Origin of the sequence: Janthinobacterium sp. FW305-129 (genome assembly GCF_020858115.1) — a bacterium.
Classification (GTDB): domain Bacteria; phylum Pseudomonadota; class Gammaproteobacteria; order Burkholderiales; family Burkholderiaceae_D; genus Janthinobacterium.
The window spans coordinates 410454-428357 of record NZ_JACYMM010000001.1 but is presented as its reverse complement, the minus strand read 5'-3'; the positions used below and the strand labels follow the sequence as shown (position 1 = coordinate 428357).

Here is a 17904-nt window from a genome sequence, read left to right as displayed (position 1 = left end):
ACCTTATTTGCTCAGGTCGATGCCGTACTTGGCAAAGCCGCTGGCGTCGAGCCCGCCTTCGGACGCCACGTTGGCGATGCCGCTGCTCTGCGCCAATGCCAGGTGGCCCGGCGCCGAGCGCAGGATCACGGGGCCGGCCGTGGCCGTCTTGACGAAGCTCCAGCTGCGCGCGCTGCCATTCGCCGCCAGGGTCACCTTGCCGCCCTTGGTGCTCAGCGACGCCAGGTAGTTGCTGACCACGGCCTGGTTCGCATCGGGCGACTTGATGATGGTCTTGCTGCCATCGATGCCCGGCACGGCGCCGCCGCCGCCGGCGCGGTAGTCGTTGGTGGCGACGATGAAATCATCGCCGTCGGCGACCGGTGCGCCCTTGTACGTGAGGTTGACGATGCGGCTGCCGACCTTTTTCGTCACGTCGATCTGGTACGTCAGCGCATTGTTTTCGGCGTAGAACACGTCATAGTTATAGATCGTGCCATACGACGGCACCAGGTCTTGCTCGGCAGTAATGGCCGGGTCGATCTGGTTGAATTGCCTGGCCGACGTTTCCAGCCACGCTTTCAAGTCCGCGCCCTTGATCTTGACGGCTTGCAGGTTGTTATTGCTATATAAATACAAATCGCCCGGATTGCGCACTTGCAAGCCGACCGGCGCGGCAGGCGAGGCGCCGGATGCCACGTCCGTGAAGTCCGACGGCCCGTTGCGGCCCGCCTTGAACGGCGCGCTGCACGAGATCACGGGAATGTTCTTGTAGCTGGACAAGGTCGCATCCGTGCTGGTGGCGATGAAATTCTTCACGTAGTCGAGCTGCGCCTGGTTCACCAGCTGGATGGCGCTGACGTCGCCCACCAGCGCAAAATACGCGGACATCTCGAAATCCGTGCTGATGCCCAGCGGCTGCTTGGCGTAGGCGACGGTGGCCGCGTGTTCGGTGGCCACCAGCGGGGCGATGGCCGGGTCGGCTTTCACGAGCGTCTTGCCATCCGTGTACTTGAAACCGCGCGATTCCACCGTCGTCTTGGCCGGCTGCACCACCCATTTCCCGCCCTGGTACGCCATCGTCAGTTTGATGATGCCCAAGCGGCGGCCCCAGCTTTGCGCCATGACGGTCGGCACGCCGTTGACAAAACCGTTGACGGCGTCGATCTTGGCGCTGGCCGGGAAGGCGGCAAACGAGGCGTCCAGCGCGGCTGCGCCTTCTTCCTTGCCTTTCGGGAAGATCAAGTGCGAGTGGCCGATCATCAGCGCGTCGATGCCCGTGCTGGTCAGGTGATAGCTGCCGTTTTCCATCTTCGGGCTGTAGGTGCTCGTGTCCAGGCCGCCATGCGACAGGGCCACGACGAGGTCGGCGCCCTTGCTGCGCAATTCCGGCACGTATTGTTTCGCCGCTTCCTGCACGCCCGTCACGCTGACTTTGCCGGCGAGCACTTTTTGGTCCCATTCGAGGATTTGCGGCGGCACAAAGCTCAGCACGCCCACATTGATCTTGACCGTCAGCTTGCTGCCGTCGGGCGCCGTGGCGGCGAAATCGCGCGGCAGCACGGTGTAGGGCTGGAAGATGGGCTTGCCGGTGGCCACGCCAACAACATTGCTCAGCACGGAAGGGAAGGCGGGCGCGCCGCACGTGCCCGTCGGCTTGGCCACGCCGGGAATGCCGAAATCCGTGTTGGTGATCTGGCTCAGGTAACCGAGGCCATAGTTGAATTCATGGTTGCCCATGCCGCCCGCATCGTATTTCAGCGCATTCATGGCCTTGTGCACGGCCAGCGTGCCGGAGCAGGGCACGGGCGCGGCCACGGCTTGCAGGTCGGCAAGTAGCGTGCCCTGGATGACGTCGCCATCGTCGAGCAGCACATTATTCGGGTTTTCCGCGCGCGCCGCCTGGATCAGGGTGGACGTGCGCTCCAGGCCCAGACTCGTGTCTTCGGCCAGCGCGTAATAGTTGTAGCTCAAGACGTTCGAGTGGATATCGGTGGTTTCCAGCAATGCCACGGTGACCGTCGTGCCTTCGGGAATGGCCGGCGCCGCCGGCGTATTCGAACTGCCGTTGCAACCGACGAGACCCGCACTTGCCAGCGCCGCCAGCATGACCCAATTTGTTTTCATTACCGCCCTCGGAAAGATTCAAAGGACGCGACTGTAACGCCGCCATATGACGCGGCGATGACAGCCGTGCAGGGCGCATGGATGCAGGCGCCGCGCAGGTGGCAGCGGCCATGCCGCAGCGGCGCGCTCCAACTTCTGCGCGCGCCTGCTGCCGAGAGTTCACTCTCACAAAGTACGGCAAGTCATTGATTTTATGCATGAATATGTGAGGAGGATTGCTCGTCGCGGCACCGCTGCGAACAGCGGCAAGGCCGAGCGTGTGGCAGGGCAGGCAAAGATTGCCGCACAAATGCAACTGAGCTGCATTATAATTAAAACGCAATTAACTTGCATTTAGTATGAGGCCGTCCATCGCCTCCCTCAATCGACTCCATCCGAAGGAACCCCATGCCCCAGCGCAAACTCCCCGTCACCGTCCTGTCCGGCTTTCTTGGCGCCGGCAAGACCACCTTGCTCAACCACATACTGCGCAACCGCGAAGGCAAGCGCGTGGCCGTCATCGTCAACGACATGAGCGAAGTCAACATCGACGCCGCGCTGGTGAAGGACAGCGCCGAAGCGGCCGGCGCAGCGCTGTCGCGCACGGAAGAAAAACTCGTGGAAATGTCGAACGGCTGCATTTGCTGCACCCTGCGCGACGATTTGCTGCAGGAAGTGCGGCGCCTGGCCTTGGAGGACCGCTTCGATTATCTGCTGATCGAATCGACGGGCGTGGGCGAGCCGATGCCCGTGGCCGCCACCTTCGACTTCGAGGACGAGCACGGCGACAGCCTGAACGACGTGGCGCGCATCGACTGCATGGTCACCGTCGTCGACTGCGCCAACCTGCTGGCGGATTTCCATAGCGAAGACAGCCTGGAGCAGCGGGGAGAAACGGCGGGCGAGGGCGACGACCGCCAACTGGCCAACTTGCTCACGGAACAGATCGAATTTGCCAATGTCATCGTCCTCAACAAGGTCGACATGGTCGATGCGGCCGAGCGCCTGCGCGTGCTGGCCGTGTTAAAAGCCCTGAACCCGGGCGCGCGCATCATCGAAACCAACCAGTCCATCGTGCCGCTCGACGCCATCCTGGGCACGAACTTGTTCGACCTGGAGCAGGCGGCCGCCATGCCGGGCTGGGCCCAGGAGCTGGCGGGCAGTCATGCGCCGGAAACGGAAACGTATGGCATCGCCAGCTTCGTCTACCGGGCGAAGGAACCGTTCCACGCGCAGCGCCTGCACGACTATATTTCGCAACCGATACCGGGCGTGGTGCGCAGCAAGGGATACTTTTGGCTGGCCAGCCGCCCCGAATGGGTGGCCAGCCTGTCCGGCGCGGGCAAGCTGATGAATATCGAACCCGTGGGCCTGTGGTGGGCGGCCGTGCCGCAGGAACGCTGGCCCACGGATGCGGCCTCGCTGGCGGAAGTCAAGGCGGGCTGGAGCGAAACGTATGGCGACCGCTACCAGGAGCTCGTCTTCATCGGCCAGGACATGGACCAGGCCGCCATCGAGGCGGACTTGAAGAAATGTCAACTTAACTATACGGAAACGCGCCAGGGCATGGCCGCCTGGCGCCAGCTGCCCGACCCGTTTCCACTATGGCAACGGATGGAAGAACTCGAAGATCAAGCTTGAACAGGAACGCGCCATGACAGAATTGATCCCCGTCACCATCATCACGGGTTTTCTCGGCAGCGGGAAAACGACCTTGCTCAAGCGCATATTGCAGGGCGATCACGGCGTGCGCATCGCCGTGATCGAAAATGAATTCGCCGCCGAAAGCATCGACCACGGCTTGCTGGTGCAGGACAGCGGCGAGCAGATCGTGGAAATGAACAATGGCTGCATCTGCTGCAGCGTGCGGGGCGACCTGATCCGCATCCTGGGCGAATTGCACGCCAGGCGCGCGGCGGGAAGCATCGCATTCGACCACGTCATCATCGAAACGACGGGCCTGGCCGCACCCGGTCCCGTGGCGCAAACCTTCTTTGCGGAGCCAACCGTCAGCGAGTGCTACATGCTGGACGCCATTTTGACGGTGGTCGATGCGCGCCATGCGCAGCAGCAATTGACGGCGCACAAGGAAGCGCAGGAGCAGGTGGGCTTTGCCGACCGCATCCTGCTGTCGAAGACGGACCTCGTCAGCAAGGATGAGCTGGCCGCGCTGCGCCAGCGCCTGGCCGCCATCAACGGCCGCGCCAGCATACAGAAAGTGCGCTTCGGCAATGTACCGCTGGGCGACATCCTGAACATCCGCGGCTTCAACCTGAACGCCATCGTCGAGCTGGAGCCGGATTTCCTCGGGGAACTGGGCCACCGCCATGGCGACGGCGTGCAATCGTTCGTCTACCACCAGGCCCAGCCCCTCGATCTGCTGCAGGTGGAAAACTTTCTTGATGCCGTGGTGCAACTGTTCGGCAGCCAGCTGATGCGCTACAAGGGCATTTTATATGTTGCCGACCTGCCATGCCGCGCCGTGTTCCAGGGCGTGCACATGCTGATGGGCTCGGAACTGGGCGCGCCGTGGCGCGACGGGGAAACGCGCGCCAGCAAGATCATTTTTATCGGCCGCGACTTGCCGCAGGATATGCTGACACGGGGCCTGGACCGCTGCGTGGCCAAGGTGGCGGCATGAGCGTGGAAGCGGGCTTGGCCATTCTCGCCATCCGCGTGCGTGCATGGAGAAAGGGCGTGGGTATAATGGGAAAAAACTCCCGAGTCCTCCCATGCCCGCACCCGATATCGTCATCCGCCTGTTGACGCCAGCCGACACCGCCGCCTTTCGCGCGCTGCGCCTGCGCGCCATCCTTGACTCGCCCAGCTCGTTTTCCTCGTCGCGCGAGGATGAACTGGCGCGCACGCCGGAGGAACATGCGCAGCGCATCGCCGGCGGCCCCCTGCACAGGGCTTTCGGCGCCTTCGATGGCGAACGCCTGGTCGGCTTTGCCGGCTTGCGGCGCGAACCCTTGCGCCAGCTGTGGCACAAGGCCATGCTATGGGGCGTGTTCGTCGATGCGCCTCAGCGGGGCCGTGGTGTGGCGCGGCGGCTCGTCAACGCCTGCATCGAACAGGCCGAGACGGACCCTGCCGTCATGCAGGTGCACCTGAGCGTGAATGCGGAAAACAATGCCGCCTTGCGGCTGTATGAATCGCTGGGATTTATCGCGTATGGGACGGAACCGCGCTCGATGCGCGTGGGCGAGCTGTTTTACGACGAGCATCACCTGGCGTTGCTGCTCAAGTGATACCTTCAGGTGATGTCTTTTTGAAAATTACTTGCAGCGCGGGCACAGGCCCTTGATCAGGTAATCGACTTCGCCGCCGCTGAAGCCTTCCGGCAAGAGCACGGGCGGCGGCAGCTTGACTTCATTGAAGCAGGTGACGTTGGCGCACTTGGTGCACTGGAAATGCGCATGTTCGTGCGCCTGATGGCCGGCGCCGGCGCTGAAGCGCCACACCTGGTCGGCGCCCGCGATGCGGTGCACGAGTTCATTTTCCGTCAGCCATTCCAGCACCCGGTACAGGGTGACGGAATCGATATCGCTGTCCTGCGACAGCGCTTGCTGGATTTCATGGTGGGTCAGCGAACGGCTTTGCGCCATTAAAAAGTCGAGCACCTTCACGCGCGTCTTGGTAACGCGGGCGTTGGTGTTGCGGATCAGCGATTCGGCGTGCGGTGTAGAAGATGATGTCAACATGATAAGCCTGCTTGCGGGGGATCGGCTGGCGGCGTCATCGCCGTGCCCGTTGCCACCCTCTGGGCCATATCTTAGCATGTGTGCCCCTGTGCATGAAGCCGCGTTATGCTTCGAACGTCCAATCCGGCATGCCGGCGCCGCTGGCATGCCCGGGGCAGCGGGCAGTGCCGGCGGAGCGGGCCATGGCTCAGGGCATCGAACATTCGGCCTTGGCCATGCCGGCGATCCATGCGCTCAACATGGCGTTCGCTTCCGCGTGATTGGCGGCGCGCCCGATCACCGGCATCACCGATTCCGAATCCGTATGGCTGGTGCGGTACAGCAAGATGGAGGTTTCAGGCGAGCCCGGCACGATATCGTACTGATAAGGCAGTCCCGGGCCACCATAGGCCAGCGGCTTCTTGCAGATGCCGCGCTTGATCGAGTCGATCAGCGGATTGGCTGTCTGGTTGAATCCAAGCAATAGTCCGCTTTGCTGGGCCTGGCCAGTGGTGGAATGACAGTGCGCGCAGTTTGCCTCCAGGTAGCCTTTGGCGCGGGCGTCCAGCGTTTGCGAGGCATCGCTCCAATCGGCCGCCTTGGGCGCGGCTGCGGCGCTGATATAGCCGCTCAGCATGCCAAGGTCGTTGAGATTGTCGAGCTGGTTCTTTGCCCCCGTGCCATACACATAAGTCTTGTTCAGATGATGTGCCTTGGTGCCTATCGGCAGCAGCTCGCCGCCGCCAGCCGAGGTGGTGGCGTGGCATTGCTGGCATTGCTGAGCGCTCGGTACTTGGTAGCTGATTTTCTGGTGCGATCCATTGTCGCTGACCAGTTCCACGCGTTTGACGTCGCCGCCGATTTTCAGCGATGCGTCTTTCTGGTCGTCATCCCACACATAGGGCAGGCCCAGCCAGCGGCCATCGGCCTGCTTGACCAGCAGGCGGGTTTCGACCAGATGGTTCTTGCTCAAGTCGATGGAATTGCCCTGCACGGTTTGATGGCTGACTGCCTGCGCGCCGATGTAGCCGGCATCGCTGCCTGTCGCCTTCGGGTAATAGAAAGTCTTGACGATGACCGCGCCATTCGGAAAAACAAAGGGGTCGGCGCCATTGCCGTTATAGCTGATCTTGCCGCCCTTCGGGAGATAGATGGCGCGCAACTTGCTGGAGTAATCGGAAAACAGGGGGCTGTTCAAATCATACGCCACGGTAGCGGTATTGAGCCGCATCAACTTGCCATCGCTTTGCACCAAATTCCAGCTCGATAATTTGTCCGGCGCGGTGGTGCGTTCAAACAGCTTCACCTCGGCGGCAAAGCTGTCGCCCTCGGCGGTCTTGCCGCCGCCGCAGGCGCTGAGCAAGCTCATGGCGAGCATGAGGGGGAAAAGTGCGGCAAAAAAGGTCAATCTGGTCTTCATATCATGGACTCCTGGCGAGCAAGGGTTGGATGGCGGGCACGCTGCGCCCTGTGGCGCGGGCACGCGCGGCCGCCCCGGTTTGCTTACTTAATGATCGGAAAGGCTGGAATGGCTGGCAGCGTCAATTCACAGTGCATGCGCGGCGCGAATGGAAAGCCTGGCTGTAACAGCTCGGCGGGGATGCCCGCAATCGCTTCCGGCGGTGTTTCTCCCGCCGCGACCGACGCGCCCAGCTTCAGCCCGATCAGGTTGATATCCAGCGTCTCATAGGAAATCACGCCGTCGATGACGGGCGTATCGAGCGAGGTATTGTTCTTGATGCAAATGCGGCTGTCATCGCTGGCCACGCCACCGATGCCCAGGCCGCCCATGCCGGGCAAGGGGATCAGGCCGGTGCTTTTTGCAGGATCGAGTATGCCGTCCCAGACGCCGTACGGCAGCAGCGCCGGCAAGCCGCTCGACGCCAGCTGCGCGAACAGGCCATCGACCAGGGGTTTGAGCTCCGTCTTGAAGGCGCCGTCCGGCGCATGGCCCGATAGCGAGATGGTATTGCCGTAGGCATACAGGCCATGGATGAAGGGATTGTAGTCCGGGTCGTTGATGGCGAAACCGGTCGCCTGATAGCTGAGCGCCAGTATGCTGGTGGTCTTATGGTTCCTGATGACGTTATTCTTGATCTCGGTATTGTCCGCCGCCAGCACCATGATGCCGGTGCCGACGGGCACCGAGGTGACAAAGCCCGTGGCATTGTCGGCGACGGGCGTATTGTTGTCGTGGATATTGTTGTTTTGTATCAAAACCCCGTAACCTTTTTTGAAACGATAGGTGCCGGGCAGGGAGAACACCAGCACGCCGCCCGTGTTGTCATGCAAATCATTGTTCTCCACGATGGCATTGAGCGAGTTTTCGATCTCCACGCCGGCCACGTTCAAATACACTTCATTGTTGCTGACGCGGATATTTTGCGATTGGCCGACATAGATGCCCGCGTCTTCCGAGCCGATCACCTTGCTGTTTTTGACGATGATATTGTCGGAATTGACGGGATACAGGCCATACGCCATTTTGGACGTTTTGGTCGGATCGGTGGTCCACTCGGCGCGCAAGCCATCCATGGTCACATTGCTCGACGCTGAGACAAACACGGCATTGCCGGCCGCATCTTCCACCGCGAAATTTTTCAGCGTGATGGTCTTGACATTGCTGACCTGCAAGCCGTTGCGGCTGCTGGCGTCCTTGAAGGACAAAATGGTATCGCTCGCCGGATTGCTGCCGCTGCCCTTGCCGATAATCGTCACGCCGCTGGTGTTCATGATCAGGGGCCGGTCAAAGTGGAATTTGCCGGCCGGCAGCATGACGGTGGAGCCTTCCCTGAGACGAAACAGCAGATTGCTCATGTCGCTGTCATTCATTTGCGCAGCAGTGACGACGACGTCCAGTGCCGGCGGCGCCACGGCCTCGGCAACGGGTTCGCTGGAACCGCCGCCGCAACTGCCCAGCAGGAGCATGGTGCTTGCGCATGCAATGGTTAGACAGCGCTTGAGGCGCGGTAGTTTGTTCATGCTGTGTCTCCCTTGTTGTATGGTGATTTTTATCTTTTTATCCATATTTATGCGATGATTATAGTTCTGCCCTTGTATTTCATTAGTGACAGAAATGGCCTAAATATGTGCATTTCATGCCAAATTTCGGGAGATAAAATGTTGCATTGCATTATTTAATGAGCCACCGGAGCGCGACCATTTCGGTGGGCCTGGCGACCGATTTGCTGCAAGGACTCGATCCCGGTTCGGACCTGGTCAGGACCGTGCTGGCGCGCGCCAAGATCGCGCCCGAATTATTGCTGGAGCAAGGGGGGCGCATTACGATAGAGCAATTTTCCACCTTGCTGCGCCAGACTGCGCTCTTGCTCGACGATGAAACCCCGCGCTTCTTTTCCCGCCCCTTGCGCAATGGCACGCTGAAGTTTCTCTGCCTGGCGATGCTCGACGCACCGAATCTCGATATTGCACTGCATCGTTTCGTCCGTTATTTCCGCTTGCTGCTCGATGACATGGGCTTCGATGTCACGCACGACGATCGGCTGACCCGCATTGCCCTGATTGAATATGTGCCGCCACAAGGGGAGCGGGTGCTCGTCCACGAGCTGATGCTGAAACTGGTGCATGGCCTCGCTTCCTGGATGATAGGGCGCGAGATACCGCTGGCGCGGGCCGATTTTGCGTTTCCCCGGCCGGCGCGGGTGGCGGAATACGTATATTTATTTCCTGGCCCCATATATTTCGAGCAAGCCCAGACCGCGCTGTACATCGGCTCCGGGTATCTGGGCGCGCCATTGCGCCAGGACAAGAGTGCGCTCAACCAGTTCTTGCGCAATGCGCCCGCCGATTGGCTATACGTGCCATTCAATGACAAGATCCTCACGCACCGGCTGCGCGACTACCTGGCGTCCCGCCTGGCCGATGTGATGACGATAGGTGCTTGTGCGAAGGCGCTGCATTTTTCCGTGCGCACGTTGTCGCGCCGGCTGGCGGAAGAAGGCAGCTCGTTCCAGACGGTAAAGGATGAGTTGCGGCGCGACATGGCGATTTTGCAGCTGATCAAGAGCGATTTGACGATCGCGGCCATAGGGCAGGGCCTGGGCTTCGATGATCCCACCACGTTCAGCCGGGCATTCAAACTATGGACCGGCAGCGCCCCGGGGGTGTACCGCCGTCTCGGGGGCAGCGAAAAGTGCCATTGAACGGCCCGGCTCAAGGCTTGAACGTCCAGTAGCGGCCCGCCACCGTATCGACGGGGTCGAGAAAGCGCTGGTCGGCGCGCGCATTGTTGCGTATCAAATAAAACATGTCGGACAGGGCGGAGCGCTTTTCCGCAAAGTACGAGTGTTTCATGAAGCTCGTGTCGACCCCGGTGGCGTCGATGGTTTCCACGCCGGCCACGATCAGCATGCCGGCGCCGCTGTCGCCCGCGCGCGGGTAGCCGTGCACGGCTTTCGAGGCGGCCAGGGCCAGGTCTTGCGACGAGGCATACAAGGTGACGGGGTTGCGCGCGTGGGCCAGTTTCGGCGCGATATCGTGCCTGAAGATGGCGGCGTCGATATCGGGCGCGGAGAGGATGATTTCCGTGATCTTTTGCGCCAGTTGCGGCTGCGTGGCCAGCAGGTCGGCCACGGCCCGCGCCAGGCCCCGGTTGCCCATGCTGTGGCCCACCAGATACACTTGCGCCGCCTCCGTGCTGGCGAGAAAGTCGGCCAGGAAGGCCGTGAGGTGAGGCGTGCTCCACTCGATATTGTTTTCATCGATGGTGTAGGCGGCCAGGTCGCCGCGCGACGGCCAGCTGTAGAACACGGGCGCGCCGTCGAAGCCCAGGTCGTAGGCCATCTGTCCCGTGCGCCGCGCCGCATCCTCGAAACTCACGTTGTAGCCGTGCACGAAGACAAAGGCGCTCTTGCCGGCCGAGGCGCGTATCTGCGTTTTTAATGCTGCAAAGAAGTTGTCGCGGTCTTGCACCTCGGCAGACAGCAGCACCACGTGCTTGGCCGGGTCGTCGCGAAACTCCAGGCGCCACAGCGACGGCGATTCCAGCTGGCCCATGCGGTGGTCGCGGGGGATGCTGATGTCGCAGCTGCCATAGCTGAGCGGGCCATCGCTGCCGCCATTGCCCCCCGTCATACTGCGTTCGCCGCTGAAGCGCTGCGCCGGCGGCTTGCCCACGTCGCGCTGGCGGTCCGTGGCGAAATACACTTTGACCACGGCATAGTTCGACACGACGGTGCTTTTATCGGCCGGGGCGGGCGCGGTTCCCACCTCTGGCAACGGGGACGGCGGGCGCTGCAGCGCATCGAGCAAGCCTTGCGCGGCAAACAGGGTTTCCATGTCGTCCGGCACTTTCGCCGTGGAAAGGGCGGCCGATAGGGCCAGTTGCAGCTGGGTATTGCCCGGTTCGGCCTCCAGCGCGCCGATGGCGGCCAGGATGGCGGCCGCGCCGTCGAACTTGGCAATGGCCAGCTTCAGGCGTTGATAGTGGCTGGCGACGGCTTCCGGCGCGTGGCCGGGCGCGCCATGTTCGATGGCCGCGACGACGGCGGAAGTGATCAAGTCCATGCGCCACCTGCCTCTCTGATCAATATGAATTAAATATCAACTCATATTGCCATAAAAGCACGCGGAAAGCGACTTGTCCAGCACTGCGCGCAACTGGTGCGCGGCGGATCAATGTTGCTTGTCGTCGCTGAACTGCTGCGCCAAGGATTGCAGGGGCGCCACCGTCAGGCCGCCGCGGCTCACGTGCCCGGGAATGGCCACGCGCACGGGCTTGCTTTGCATGCTGGTGGACGACAGCACGTTCGCCGTGGTTTCCGGCGCCGCATTCCACACGGGATCGGCGATGCCTTCGAACACCTGCTTCAATTGCTCGCCCCAGGTGTCGCGGATCATGCGGAAATACTGGTTCTTTTCATCGATGGCGACGAAGCGCGTGACGGCCAGGCTGCCCGTCTCGTAGACGAGCAGGTCCAGCGGCAAGCCGACGGAAATGTTCGAGCGCAGGGTCGAATCCATGGAGATCAGCGCGCACTTGGCCGCCTCGTCGAGCCGGGTCGTCGGGTTGACGACGCGGTCGATGATGGGCTTGCCATATTTGGCTTCGCCGATCTGGAAATACGTGTTTTCATCGTGCGATTCGATGAAATTGCCGGCCGAATACACCTGGAACAGCCGGCAGCGCTCGGCGCCTATCTGGCCGCCCACGATGATGCTGACGTTGAAGTCGATGCCGCAGTCGGCCAGGGCCTTCGCTTCGCGCTGGTGCACGGCGCGCACGGCGTCGCCCACGATGCGCGCCGCGTCGTACATGCTGGCCACGTTCCAGATGCTGCGCCCGTCCGCATCGACATGGTCTGAAACGAGCTGGCGGATCGCTTGCGAAATCGACAAGTTTCCGGCCGTCATCAGCACCAGCATGCGGTCGCCCGGGTTTTCGAACACGCTCATCTTGCGGAAGGTGCCGACCTGGTCCACGCCGGCATTCGTGCGGGAGTCGGACAGGAAGACCAGGCCTTCATTCAGGCGCATGCCTATGCAGTATGTCATTGTCGTAAATCAAATCAAAAGGGGGAACATTCTACACCAGCCGGGGCTGGACGATCCGCCGCAAGCCCCGGCCAGCCTCATTCCTGCCCATTTACACGGGCGCGATCTGCACGTCCACGTGCAAGGTTTCCGTGCCGCCGCCCTGGCGCACGCCGCGCACGGGCGCGGCCGAATCGTAGTCGCGCCCGATGGCCAGACGGCAATACGCGTCCGTCATCAGCCGCGCATGCGTGACGTCGATGCTGACCCAGCCCGCGAAATCCGTGTCTTCCGTCCACGCGTCGACCCAGGCGTGGCTGGCCGCGTGGCCCGTCGTGCCCGGATCGATGTAGCCGGACACATAGCGGGCCGGGATGCCCCAGGCGTGGCAGCAGGCGAGGAACAGATGCGCGTGGTCCTGGCACACGCCGCGCCCCAGCGCCAGGGCGTCGCCGGCCGTGGTGGTGACCATGGTGGCGCCGCTTTCATAGGCCACCTTGCCGACGATGTGTTCGGCCAGCCGCAGCAGATGGCCCGTGCCGGCCGTCACGCGGCGGTCCGGCAGGCTGGCGGCCGCCAGCTCCACGATGGCGGGATTGGCCTGCGTCAGCGGCGTCGGCATGGTAAACAACAGCGGTGACAGGGTATCGACCAGGTTCAGCCGTCCCTTGTGCGGGTAAATGGTTTCCACCACGCCCTGGGCGACCAGGCTCAGCGACTGGTGGCTGCCGTTGATCGTCAGCATGTGCGACAGATTGCCGTAGGCATCCGTGTAGGCGTGGCACTGGCCCGGCGTGGTGATTTGCCAGGACAGTGCCCGCTGCTGCGGCTCGACGCGCGGCGTCAGGTGCAGCTGCTGTATCGTGTAGGCCAGCGGCGCACTGTAGGCGTAGCGGGTTTCGTGGCGGATGGTGAGCTGCATCAGGCCGCCAGGGGAACGAGGAAGTCGCGGCTGACCCGGTTGCCCAGGTCATAAATGTTTTCCAGAAACTCCGTCAAGGTATGGTGCAATCCCGCCTTCATGATGTCGTCGATATGGCCGAATTTCAGCTCGGCATGCAATTTGCCGGCGAACCGCTCCGTATCGGCCGACACATCGTTGCGGATATGCTTCAGATTTTCCACCACGTCATCCATGCAGGCCAGGAGCGACCTGGGCATGTCGCCGCGCAGCATCAGCAGTTCCGCCACCCGTGCCGGCGTGATCACGTCGCGGTAGACCTTGCGGTAGATCTCGAAGCCGGAAACGGAGCGCAGCAGGGCCGCCCAGTAGTAAAAATCGCGCTGGGCGACGTCTTTCGACGTGTCGCGCGCGCCGTGGAACTTCACGTCGAGGATGCGCGCCGTGTTGTCGGCCCGCTCCAGGAAGGTGCCCAGGCGGATGAAGTGGATGGCTTCGTCCTTGAGCATGGTGCCCAAAGTCACACCGCGCGACAGGTGCGAGCGGTACTTGACCCACTCGAAGAAGGCGCTGGGGTCCGTTTCCAGCAGATTGCTTTTCAAGCGCTTCTGCATGTCGAGCCAGGTGGCGTTCTGGATTTCCCACACTTCCGTCGTCAGCGTCCCCCGCACGGCGCGGGCGTTTTCGCGCGCGCCCGTCAGGCAGGCGAGGATCGACGACGGATTGTTCGGGTCGCGCACCATGAAGTCGAGCACGTCGCGCGTATGGAAGCGCCCATACTTATGGTCGTATGCGCTTTGCAGCTCGGAAATACCCAGGGTGGCGCGCCAGCCTTGCTCCGCGTCCTGCTCCGACTGGGGCAGCATGGACGTTTGCATGTTGACGTCGAGCATGCGCGCCGTATTTTCCGCCCGCTCCGTGTAGCGGGCCATCCAGAACAAATGATCGGCAGTGCGGCTCAGCATGTTTTCTCTCCTGCAAAAGCTGCTTTTTCTTCTGATAATGTGGCTTCCAGTACCCAGGTATCCTTGGTGCCGCCCCCTTGCGAGGAATTGACTACCAGCGAGCCTTCACCGAGCGCCACGCGGGTCAGGCCACCGGGCACCATGGAAATCGTCTTGCCGGACAGCACGAACGGACGCAGATCGATGTGGCGCGGCGCAATGCCGGCCTCGACATACGTGGGGCAGGCGGACAGGGCGAGCGTGGGCTGGGCGATATAGCCGCCCGGATTGGCCAGCAGGCGCTGGCGGAAATCCTCGATCTGCGCGGCGCTCGACGCCGGCCCCACCAGCATGCCGTAGCCACCTGCGCCATGCACTTCCTTGACGACAAGTTTCGGCAAATTCGCCAGCACATAGGACAAATCGGCGCTCTTGCGGCACTGGTACGTGGGCACGTTGTTCAAAATCGGTTCCTGCGACAGGTAAAACTTGATCATGTCGGGCACGAACGGGTAGATCGACTTGTCGTCAGCCACGCCCGTGCCGATGGCGTTCGCCAGGGTGACCCGTCCCGCGCGGTAGACGGACAGCAGGCCCGGCACGCCCAGCGACGAATCGGAGCGGAAGGCCAGCGGATCGAGGAAATCGTCGTCGACGCGGCGGTAGATGACGTCCACGCGCTTGGGGCCGCGCGTGGTGCGCATGTAGACGGAGTTGTCGTTGACAAACAAATCCTTGCCTTCGACCAGCTCCACGCCCATCTGCTGGGCCAGGAAGGCGTGCTCGAAGTAGGCGGAGTTGTACATGCCGGGCGTCATGACGACCACCGTCGGGTCATCGATGCCCATGGGCGCGACGGAGCGCAGGTTGTCGAGCAGCATGTCCGGGTAATGGTCGACGGGGGCGATGCGGTTGCGGGCGAACAGTTCCGGGAACAGCCGCATCATCATCTTGCGGTCTTCCAGCATGTAGGACACGCCCGAGGGCACCCTTAAATTGTCTTCCAGTACATAGAATTCGCCCTGGCCCGCGCGCACGATGTCGACGCCGGCGATGTGCGCGTAAATGTCGGAAGCGACGGCGATGCCCTGCATTTCCGGGCGGTACTGGGCATTCTTGTAGATTTGCTCGGCGGGAATGATGCCCGCCTTGATGATGTTTTGCTCATGATAAATATCATGGATGAACATGTTCAAGGCTTGCACGCGCTGCACCAGGCCCGTCTGCATCTGCGCCCATTCGGCGGCGGGGATGATGCGGGGAATGGTGTCGAACGGAATCAGGCGTTCCGTGCCGGCATCGTCGCCGTAGACGGCAAACGTGATGCCGACGCGGCGGAACGTCAGGTCGGCTTCGGCCCGCTTGCGGGCGATGGTTTCCGGGGATTGCTGCGCCAGCCAGTTGTCGAATTCACGATAGTGTTCGCGTACCTTGCCGTCCGTCCCCACGTCATCTGCAGTCATTTCATTGAAAAAATTTGCCATGTTGTGATGTCCCTTGAGCCGTGTCTGTGTATAGCTCAGCAGGAAACGTGCCAACAGTGCGGACGGGAACAGGTGTAAAGATGACCACTTTTGTGGCGTCGCGCCAGCCTTCGCACCGTTTTGGTGCGCTAGCTGTCACTGTTGGGGACGCCAGCGGGCGGGACGAAGGGACGGCAATCGACGGGCACGTCGAAGATGAAGCTGGTGCCCGTTTCCGGCGCGCTGTCGACGGCGATGCTGCCGCCGTGGCTTTCGGCCACGTTCTGCACGAAGGGCAGGCCGATGCCCCAGCCGGGCGCGGGACTGTCGTTCTCGCGGCGCAGGTAGTCGAAGATGCGCTCCGCCTGGGCCGGCGCGATGGCGTGGCCGCCATTGTGGACGGTGATGATCAGCCGTTCGTGGCACGCTTCCACGTGCACCTTGACGGGCGCGTCGTCGCCGTACTTGATGGCATTGCCGAGCAGGTTTTCCAGCGCGCGCCGCAGCGAGTTCTCGCACCACCAGCCGGTGACGGATTGCCCGCTGACCTGGCATTTTCCGGGCCGCTGCAGGTTGACCTGGCCGGCCACGGCGTGTACCAGGGGCAGCACGTCGAACTGGCTCAGCACCAGCGGCAGCCGCTGGCCCTGGTGGTAGCTGAGGGTGTCGAGCAATTCCTCGATCATGCTGTCGAGCCGTTTGCTATGCTCGGCAATCTTGCGCGCCAGCAATACCACGCGTTCCGGCTCCGCTGGCCGCAGCAGCAGCTGGGCGCTGGTGCTGATCACGGCCAGCGGGTTGCGCATGTCGTGCGACAGGCCGGCCGCGATGCGGCGCCGGAAGCCTTCATGCATGCTGGTAAATTCGCGTATCGATTCGCGGATGCCCGAGTCGATCGACTCGTTGAGCACCTGCCAATCCTTGCTGCGCAAGGTGATATGGGCATCGTGCGCGGCGGCGGCGAAGCAGTCGCGGAAGATCTGGTATTCCTGGATCACCTGTTCCGGCCCGTAATTGGTCATGCGCGCCCGTTCGTTGCCATGCACGGCAGGAACGTTGCTGTTGCTGGCCGCGTTGTCGCGCGGATGGCCCGGCGTGAGGGCTTCGGCCAGGTTGTCGAAAAAGGCGGGCAGGGTATTGATGAGTATGGGCGTGAGCAACTGGTCGGCGCCGCGCACCTTGGCGCGCACGCGTTGTTCCCAGGCGTTGAGGACGGCGTCGCGCATGGCAAAGATGCGCTGCGCGCGCTGCAGTGGCTGGCGCGCGCCGGCCTGGCGACCCGCGTGATGATCCGTGGCAATATTCACCTGGACTCCCTGACAGGAATGACTATGCTCATAATAGTATGCGCCTAATCCGCCGCCAGGAAAACGCCTTATTGACCAGTATCGGCTTGCCGCAAGGCCGCATACAGGCGGGAAAGCGAGGCTGACCACTCGGCCAGGGAAAAGTTCTGTGGGTCGTCATGACCGTTCGCAAAGCCCGTATCGAGCACGGCGTGGAAGGCGGGGATCAGCCACGTGCCCTTGCGCACGCTGGCGGCGATGTAGAGCAGGGCCAGGCGCTCGTATTGCGCGGGCGTAAAGCCGGGATCGGGCGCCAGGCCATCGTTGCCCTTGCCGCCGCCGGGCACGGAATGGCGCGGCTGCACCAGTTCCACGTGCAGGAACAGGCCCGTCAGCGACGGCTTGTCCTTTTCCAGCTTGCTGGCATAGCCGGCCGTGCCGAAGTCGCGCACAGCCAATGAACCGCCGAGGCGGTTCACGTAGACATGGCCTTTCGGGCCGGCGCCCAGCGCCGGGTTACGGATAGTGAAATCGTTGAAATCCCAGCTGGCGTCGTTGATGTGATCGGGAATAGTTTCTAACAAGAAATTCGGGTAGCTGGTGTCGTGGATGACGAAGTAGCGGGCCATGGGCGCGGCCAGCCGGCCCACGGCGCGCGACAGCGGTGCATCGACGGCGCCGCCCGCGTCCGCTTCGCTGATCGATTGCTGCGCCAGCCAGGCGCGCAGCCGGGCCGGGGCGACGTCCGTGCGCTGGCCGATGTGCTCGGCAAGAAAGTCCGGCAGCGGCGCGCTGTCGCCCAGCCGCGCATACAGTTTGACGGGGCGCAATAAACACGTGGCTTGCGCCCGCGCATCGCCCTTGAAGCCGCTTTTCCAGGCGGCGTAGGGGCAGGCGGCTTGCTTTTGGGCAAGGGCAGTGCCGGTGGTGGCGAAGAGCAACAGGGAGAGGAGGGCGGGGCGCAGTGTCATGCGCGCATTGTCGCCCAAGCGCAGGCGATTGCACAGGGGCGCACGCGGCGCGGCGCCCCTGCCGGGCATGGAATGACCG

Annotated in this window: 15 protein-coding genes; 4 read left to right on the top strand and 11 right to left on the bottom strand. The window is 62.5% G+C overall.

The window, feature by feature from the left end; all coding sequences use genetic code 11:
• Nucleotides 1-3: 3 nt before the first annotated feature.
• Complete coding sequence (locus tag IGS61_RS01865) at nucleotides 4-2106, bottom strand: bifunctional 2',3'-cyclic-nucleotide 2'-phosphodiesterase/3'-nucleotidase (protein WP_230538029.1); 2103 nt, start codon at nucleotides 2104-2106, stop codon at nucleotides 4-6.
• 387 nt (nucleotides 2107-2493) lie between these two features.
• Between IGS61_RS01865 and zigA the strand changes: the two genes are divergently transcribed.
• The 3 genes from zigA to IGS61_RS01850 all read left to right on the top strand — a co-directional run bounded on the left by zigA (nucleotide 2494) and on the right by IGS61_RS01850 (nucleotide 5336).
• The gene (zigA, locus tag IGS61_RS01860) at nucleotides 2494-3726 is read left to right on the top strand and encodes a zinc metallochaperone GTPase ZigA (RefSeq protein WP_230538028.1); all 1233 of its coding nucleotides are present in this window, start codon (nucleotides 2494-2496) and stop codon (nucleotides 3724-3726) included.
• A 13-nt stretch (nucleotides 3727-3739) separates the two neighbouring features.
• Nucleotides 3740-4726 carry a CobW family GTP-binding protein gene (locus tag IGS61_RS01855; RefSeq protein WP_230538027.1) on the top strand — a complete coding sequence of 329 codons (987 nt, stop codon included), beginning with the start codon at nucleotides 3740-3742 and terminating at the stop codon, nucleotides 4724-4726.
• 91 nt (nucleotides 4727-4817) lie between these two features.
• The gene (locus IGS61_RS01850) at nucleotides 4818-5336 is read left to right on the top strand and encodes a GNAT family N-acetyltransferase (RefSeq protein ID WP_230538026.1); all 519 of its coding nucleotides are present in this window, start codon (nucleotides 4818-4820) and stop codon (nucleotides 5334-5336) included.
• Nucleotides 5337-5363: 27 nt separating this feature from the next.
• Here the strand turns inward: IGS61_RS01850 and IGS61_RS01845 are convergent, their stop codons facing one another.
• The 3 genes from IGS61_RS01845 to IGS61_RS01835 form a co-directional block, all read right to left on the bottom strand.
• Nucleotides 5364-5789, bottom strand: coding sequence for a Fur family transcriptional regulator (locus tag IGS61_RS01845; RefSeq protein ID WP_070218730.1), 426 nt, complete (start codon nucleotides 5787-5789; stop codon nucleotides 5364-5366).
• Nucleotides 5790-5976: 187 nt separating this feature from the next.
• Nucleotides 5977-7188 (bottom strand): SO2930 family diheme c-type cytochrome, encoded by a 1212-nt coding sequence (locus tag IGS61_RS01840; RefSeq protein WP_230538025.1) that lies wholly within the window; start codon nucleotides 7186-7188, stop codon nucleotides 5977-5979.
• A gap of 83 nt (nucleotides 7189-7271) precedes the next feature.
• Nucleotides 7272-8750: a parallel beta-helix domain-containing protein gene (locus tag IGS61_RS01835; RefSeq protein WP_230538024.1), complete on the bottom strand. Its 1479-nt coding sequence runs from the start codon at nucleotides 8748-8750 to the stop codon at nucleotides 7272-7274.
• Between the two features lie 158 nt (nucleotides 8751-8908).
• Between IGS61_RS01835 and IGS61_RS01830 the strand changes: the two genes are divergently transcribed.
• The gene (locus tag IGS61_RS01830; protein WP_230538023.1) at nucleotides 8909-9931 is read left to right on the top strand and encodes an AraC family transcriptional regulator; all 1023 of its coding nucleotides are present in this window, start codon (nucleotides 8909-8911) and stop codon (nucleotides 9929-9931) included.
• 10 nt (nucleotides 9932-9941) lie between these two features.
• Here IGS61_RS01830 and IGS61_RS01825 read toward each other — a convergent pair whose 3' ends face one another.
• The 7 genes from IGS61_RS01825 to IGS61_RS01795 form a co-directional block, all read right to left on the bottom strand.
• Nucleotides 9942-11294 (bottom strand): alpha/beta hydrolase, encoded by a 1353-nt coding sequence (locus IGS61_RS01825; protein ID WP_230538022.1) that lies wholly within the window; start codon nucleotides 11292-11294, stop codon nucleotides 9942-9944.
• A gap of 108 nt (nucleotides 11295-11402) precedes the next feature.
• A complete protein-coding gene (locus IGS61_RS01820) occupies nucleotides 11403-12281 on the bottom strand; it encodes a proteasome-type protease (protein WP_230538021.1) in 879 nt (292 codons plus the stop codon).
• A gap of 91 nt (nucleotides 12282-12372) precedes the next feature.
• The gene (locus tag IGS61_RS01815; RefSeq protein ID WP_230538020.1) at nucleotides 12373-13182 is read right to left on the bottom strand and encodes a transglutaminase family protein; all 810 of its coding nucleotides are present in this window, start codon (nucleotides 13180-13182) and stop codon (nucleotides 12373-12375) included.
• Nucleotides 13182-14126: an alpha-E domain-containing protein gene (locus IGS61_RS01810; protein WP_076572169.1), complete on the bottom strand. Its 945-nt coding sequence runs from the start codon at nucleotides 14124-14126 to the stop codon at nucleotides 13182-13184. Before IGS61_RS01810 ends, IGS61_RS01815 begins: the two co-directional genes overlap by 1 nt.
• Nucleotides 14120-15589, bottom strand: a complete 1470-nt coding sequence (locus IGS61_RS01805) for a circularly permuted type 2 ATP-grasp protein (protein ID WP_230538019.1) — start codon at nucleotides 15587-15589, stop codon at nucleotides 14120-14122. The genes IGS61_RS01810 and IGS61_RS01805 overlap by 7 nt, the downstream gene beginning before the upstream one ends.
• A 128-nt stretch (nucleotides 15590-15717) precedes the next feature.
• A complete protein-coding gene (locus tag IGS61_RS27930; protein WP_230538018.1) occupies nucleotides 15718-16875 on the bottom strand; it encodes a sensor histidine kinase in 1158 nt (385 codons plus the stop codon).
• A 68-nt stretch (nucleotides 16876-16943) separates the two neighbouring features.
• Entirely contained in the window at nucleotides 16944-17825 is an 882-nt protein-coding gene (locus IGS61_RS01795; RefSeq protein WP_230538017.1) for a hypothetical protein, read from the bottom strand.
• Between the last annotated feature and the right edge of the window lie 79 nt (nucleotides 17826-17904).

Excerpts from the sequence above, each read along its gene's own strand:
- IGS61_RS01865 (WP_230538029.1), bottom strand. The coding sequence starts at position 2,106 with ATGAAAACAAATTGGGTCATGCTGGCGGCGCTGGCAAGTGCGGGTCTC.
- zigA (WP_230538028.1), top strand. The coding sequence starts at position 2,494 with ATGCCCCAGCGCAAACTCCCCGTCACCGTCCTGTCCGGCTTTCTTGGC.
- IGS61_RS01855 (WP_230538027.1), top strand. The coding sequence starts at position 3,740 with ATGACAGAATTGATCCCCGTCACCATCATCACGGGTTTTCTCGGCAGC.
- IGS61_RS01850 (WP_230538026.1), top strand. The coding sequence starts at position 4,818 with ATGCCCGCACCCGATATCGTCATCCGCCTGTTGACGCCAGCCGACACC.
- IGS61_RS01845 (WP_070218730.1), bottom strand. The coding sequence starts at position 5,789 with ATGTTGACATCATCTTCTACACCGCACGCCGAATCGCTGATCCGCAAC.
- IGS61_RS01840 (WP_230538025.1), bottom strand. The coding sequence starts at position 7,188 with ATGAAGACCAGATTGACCTTTTTTGCCGCACTTTTCCCCCTCATGCTC.
- IGS61_RS01835 (WP_230538024.1), bottom strand. The coding sequence starts at position 8,750 with ATGAACAAACTACCGCGCCTCAAGCGCTGTCTAACCATTGCATGCGCA.
- IGS61_RS01830 (WP_230538023.1), top strand. The coding sequence starts at position 8,909 with ATGAGCCACCGGAGCGCGACCATTTCGGTGGGCCTGGCGACCGATTTG.
- IGS61_RS01825 (WP_230538022.1), bottom strand. The coding sequence starts at position 11,294 with ATGGACTTGATCACTTCCGCCGTCGTCGCGGCCATCGAACATGGCGCG.
- IGS61_RS01820 (WP_230538021.1), bottom strand. The coding sequence starts at position 12,281 with ATGACATACTGCATAGGCATGCGCCTGAATGAAGGCCTGGTCTTCCTG.
- IGS61_RS01815 (WP_230538020.1), bottom strand. The coding sequence starts at position 13,182 with ATGCAGCTCACCATCCGCCACGAAACCCGCTACGCCTACAGTGCGCCG.
- IGS61_RS01810 (WP_076572169.1), bottom strand. The coding sequence starts at position 14,126 with ATGCTGAGCCGCACTGCCGATCATTTGTTCTGGATGGCCCGCTACACG.
- IGS61_RS01805 (WP_230538019.1), bottom strand. The coding sequence starts at position 15,589 with ATGGCAAATTTTTTCAATGAAATGACTGCAGATGACGTGGGGACGGAC.
- IGS61_RS01795 (WP_230538017.1), bottom strand. The coding sequence starts at position 17,825 with ATGACACTGCGCCCCGCCCTCCTCTCCCTGTTGCTCTTCGCCACCACC.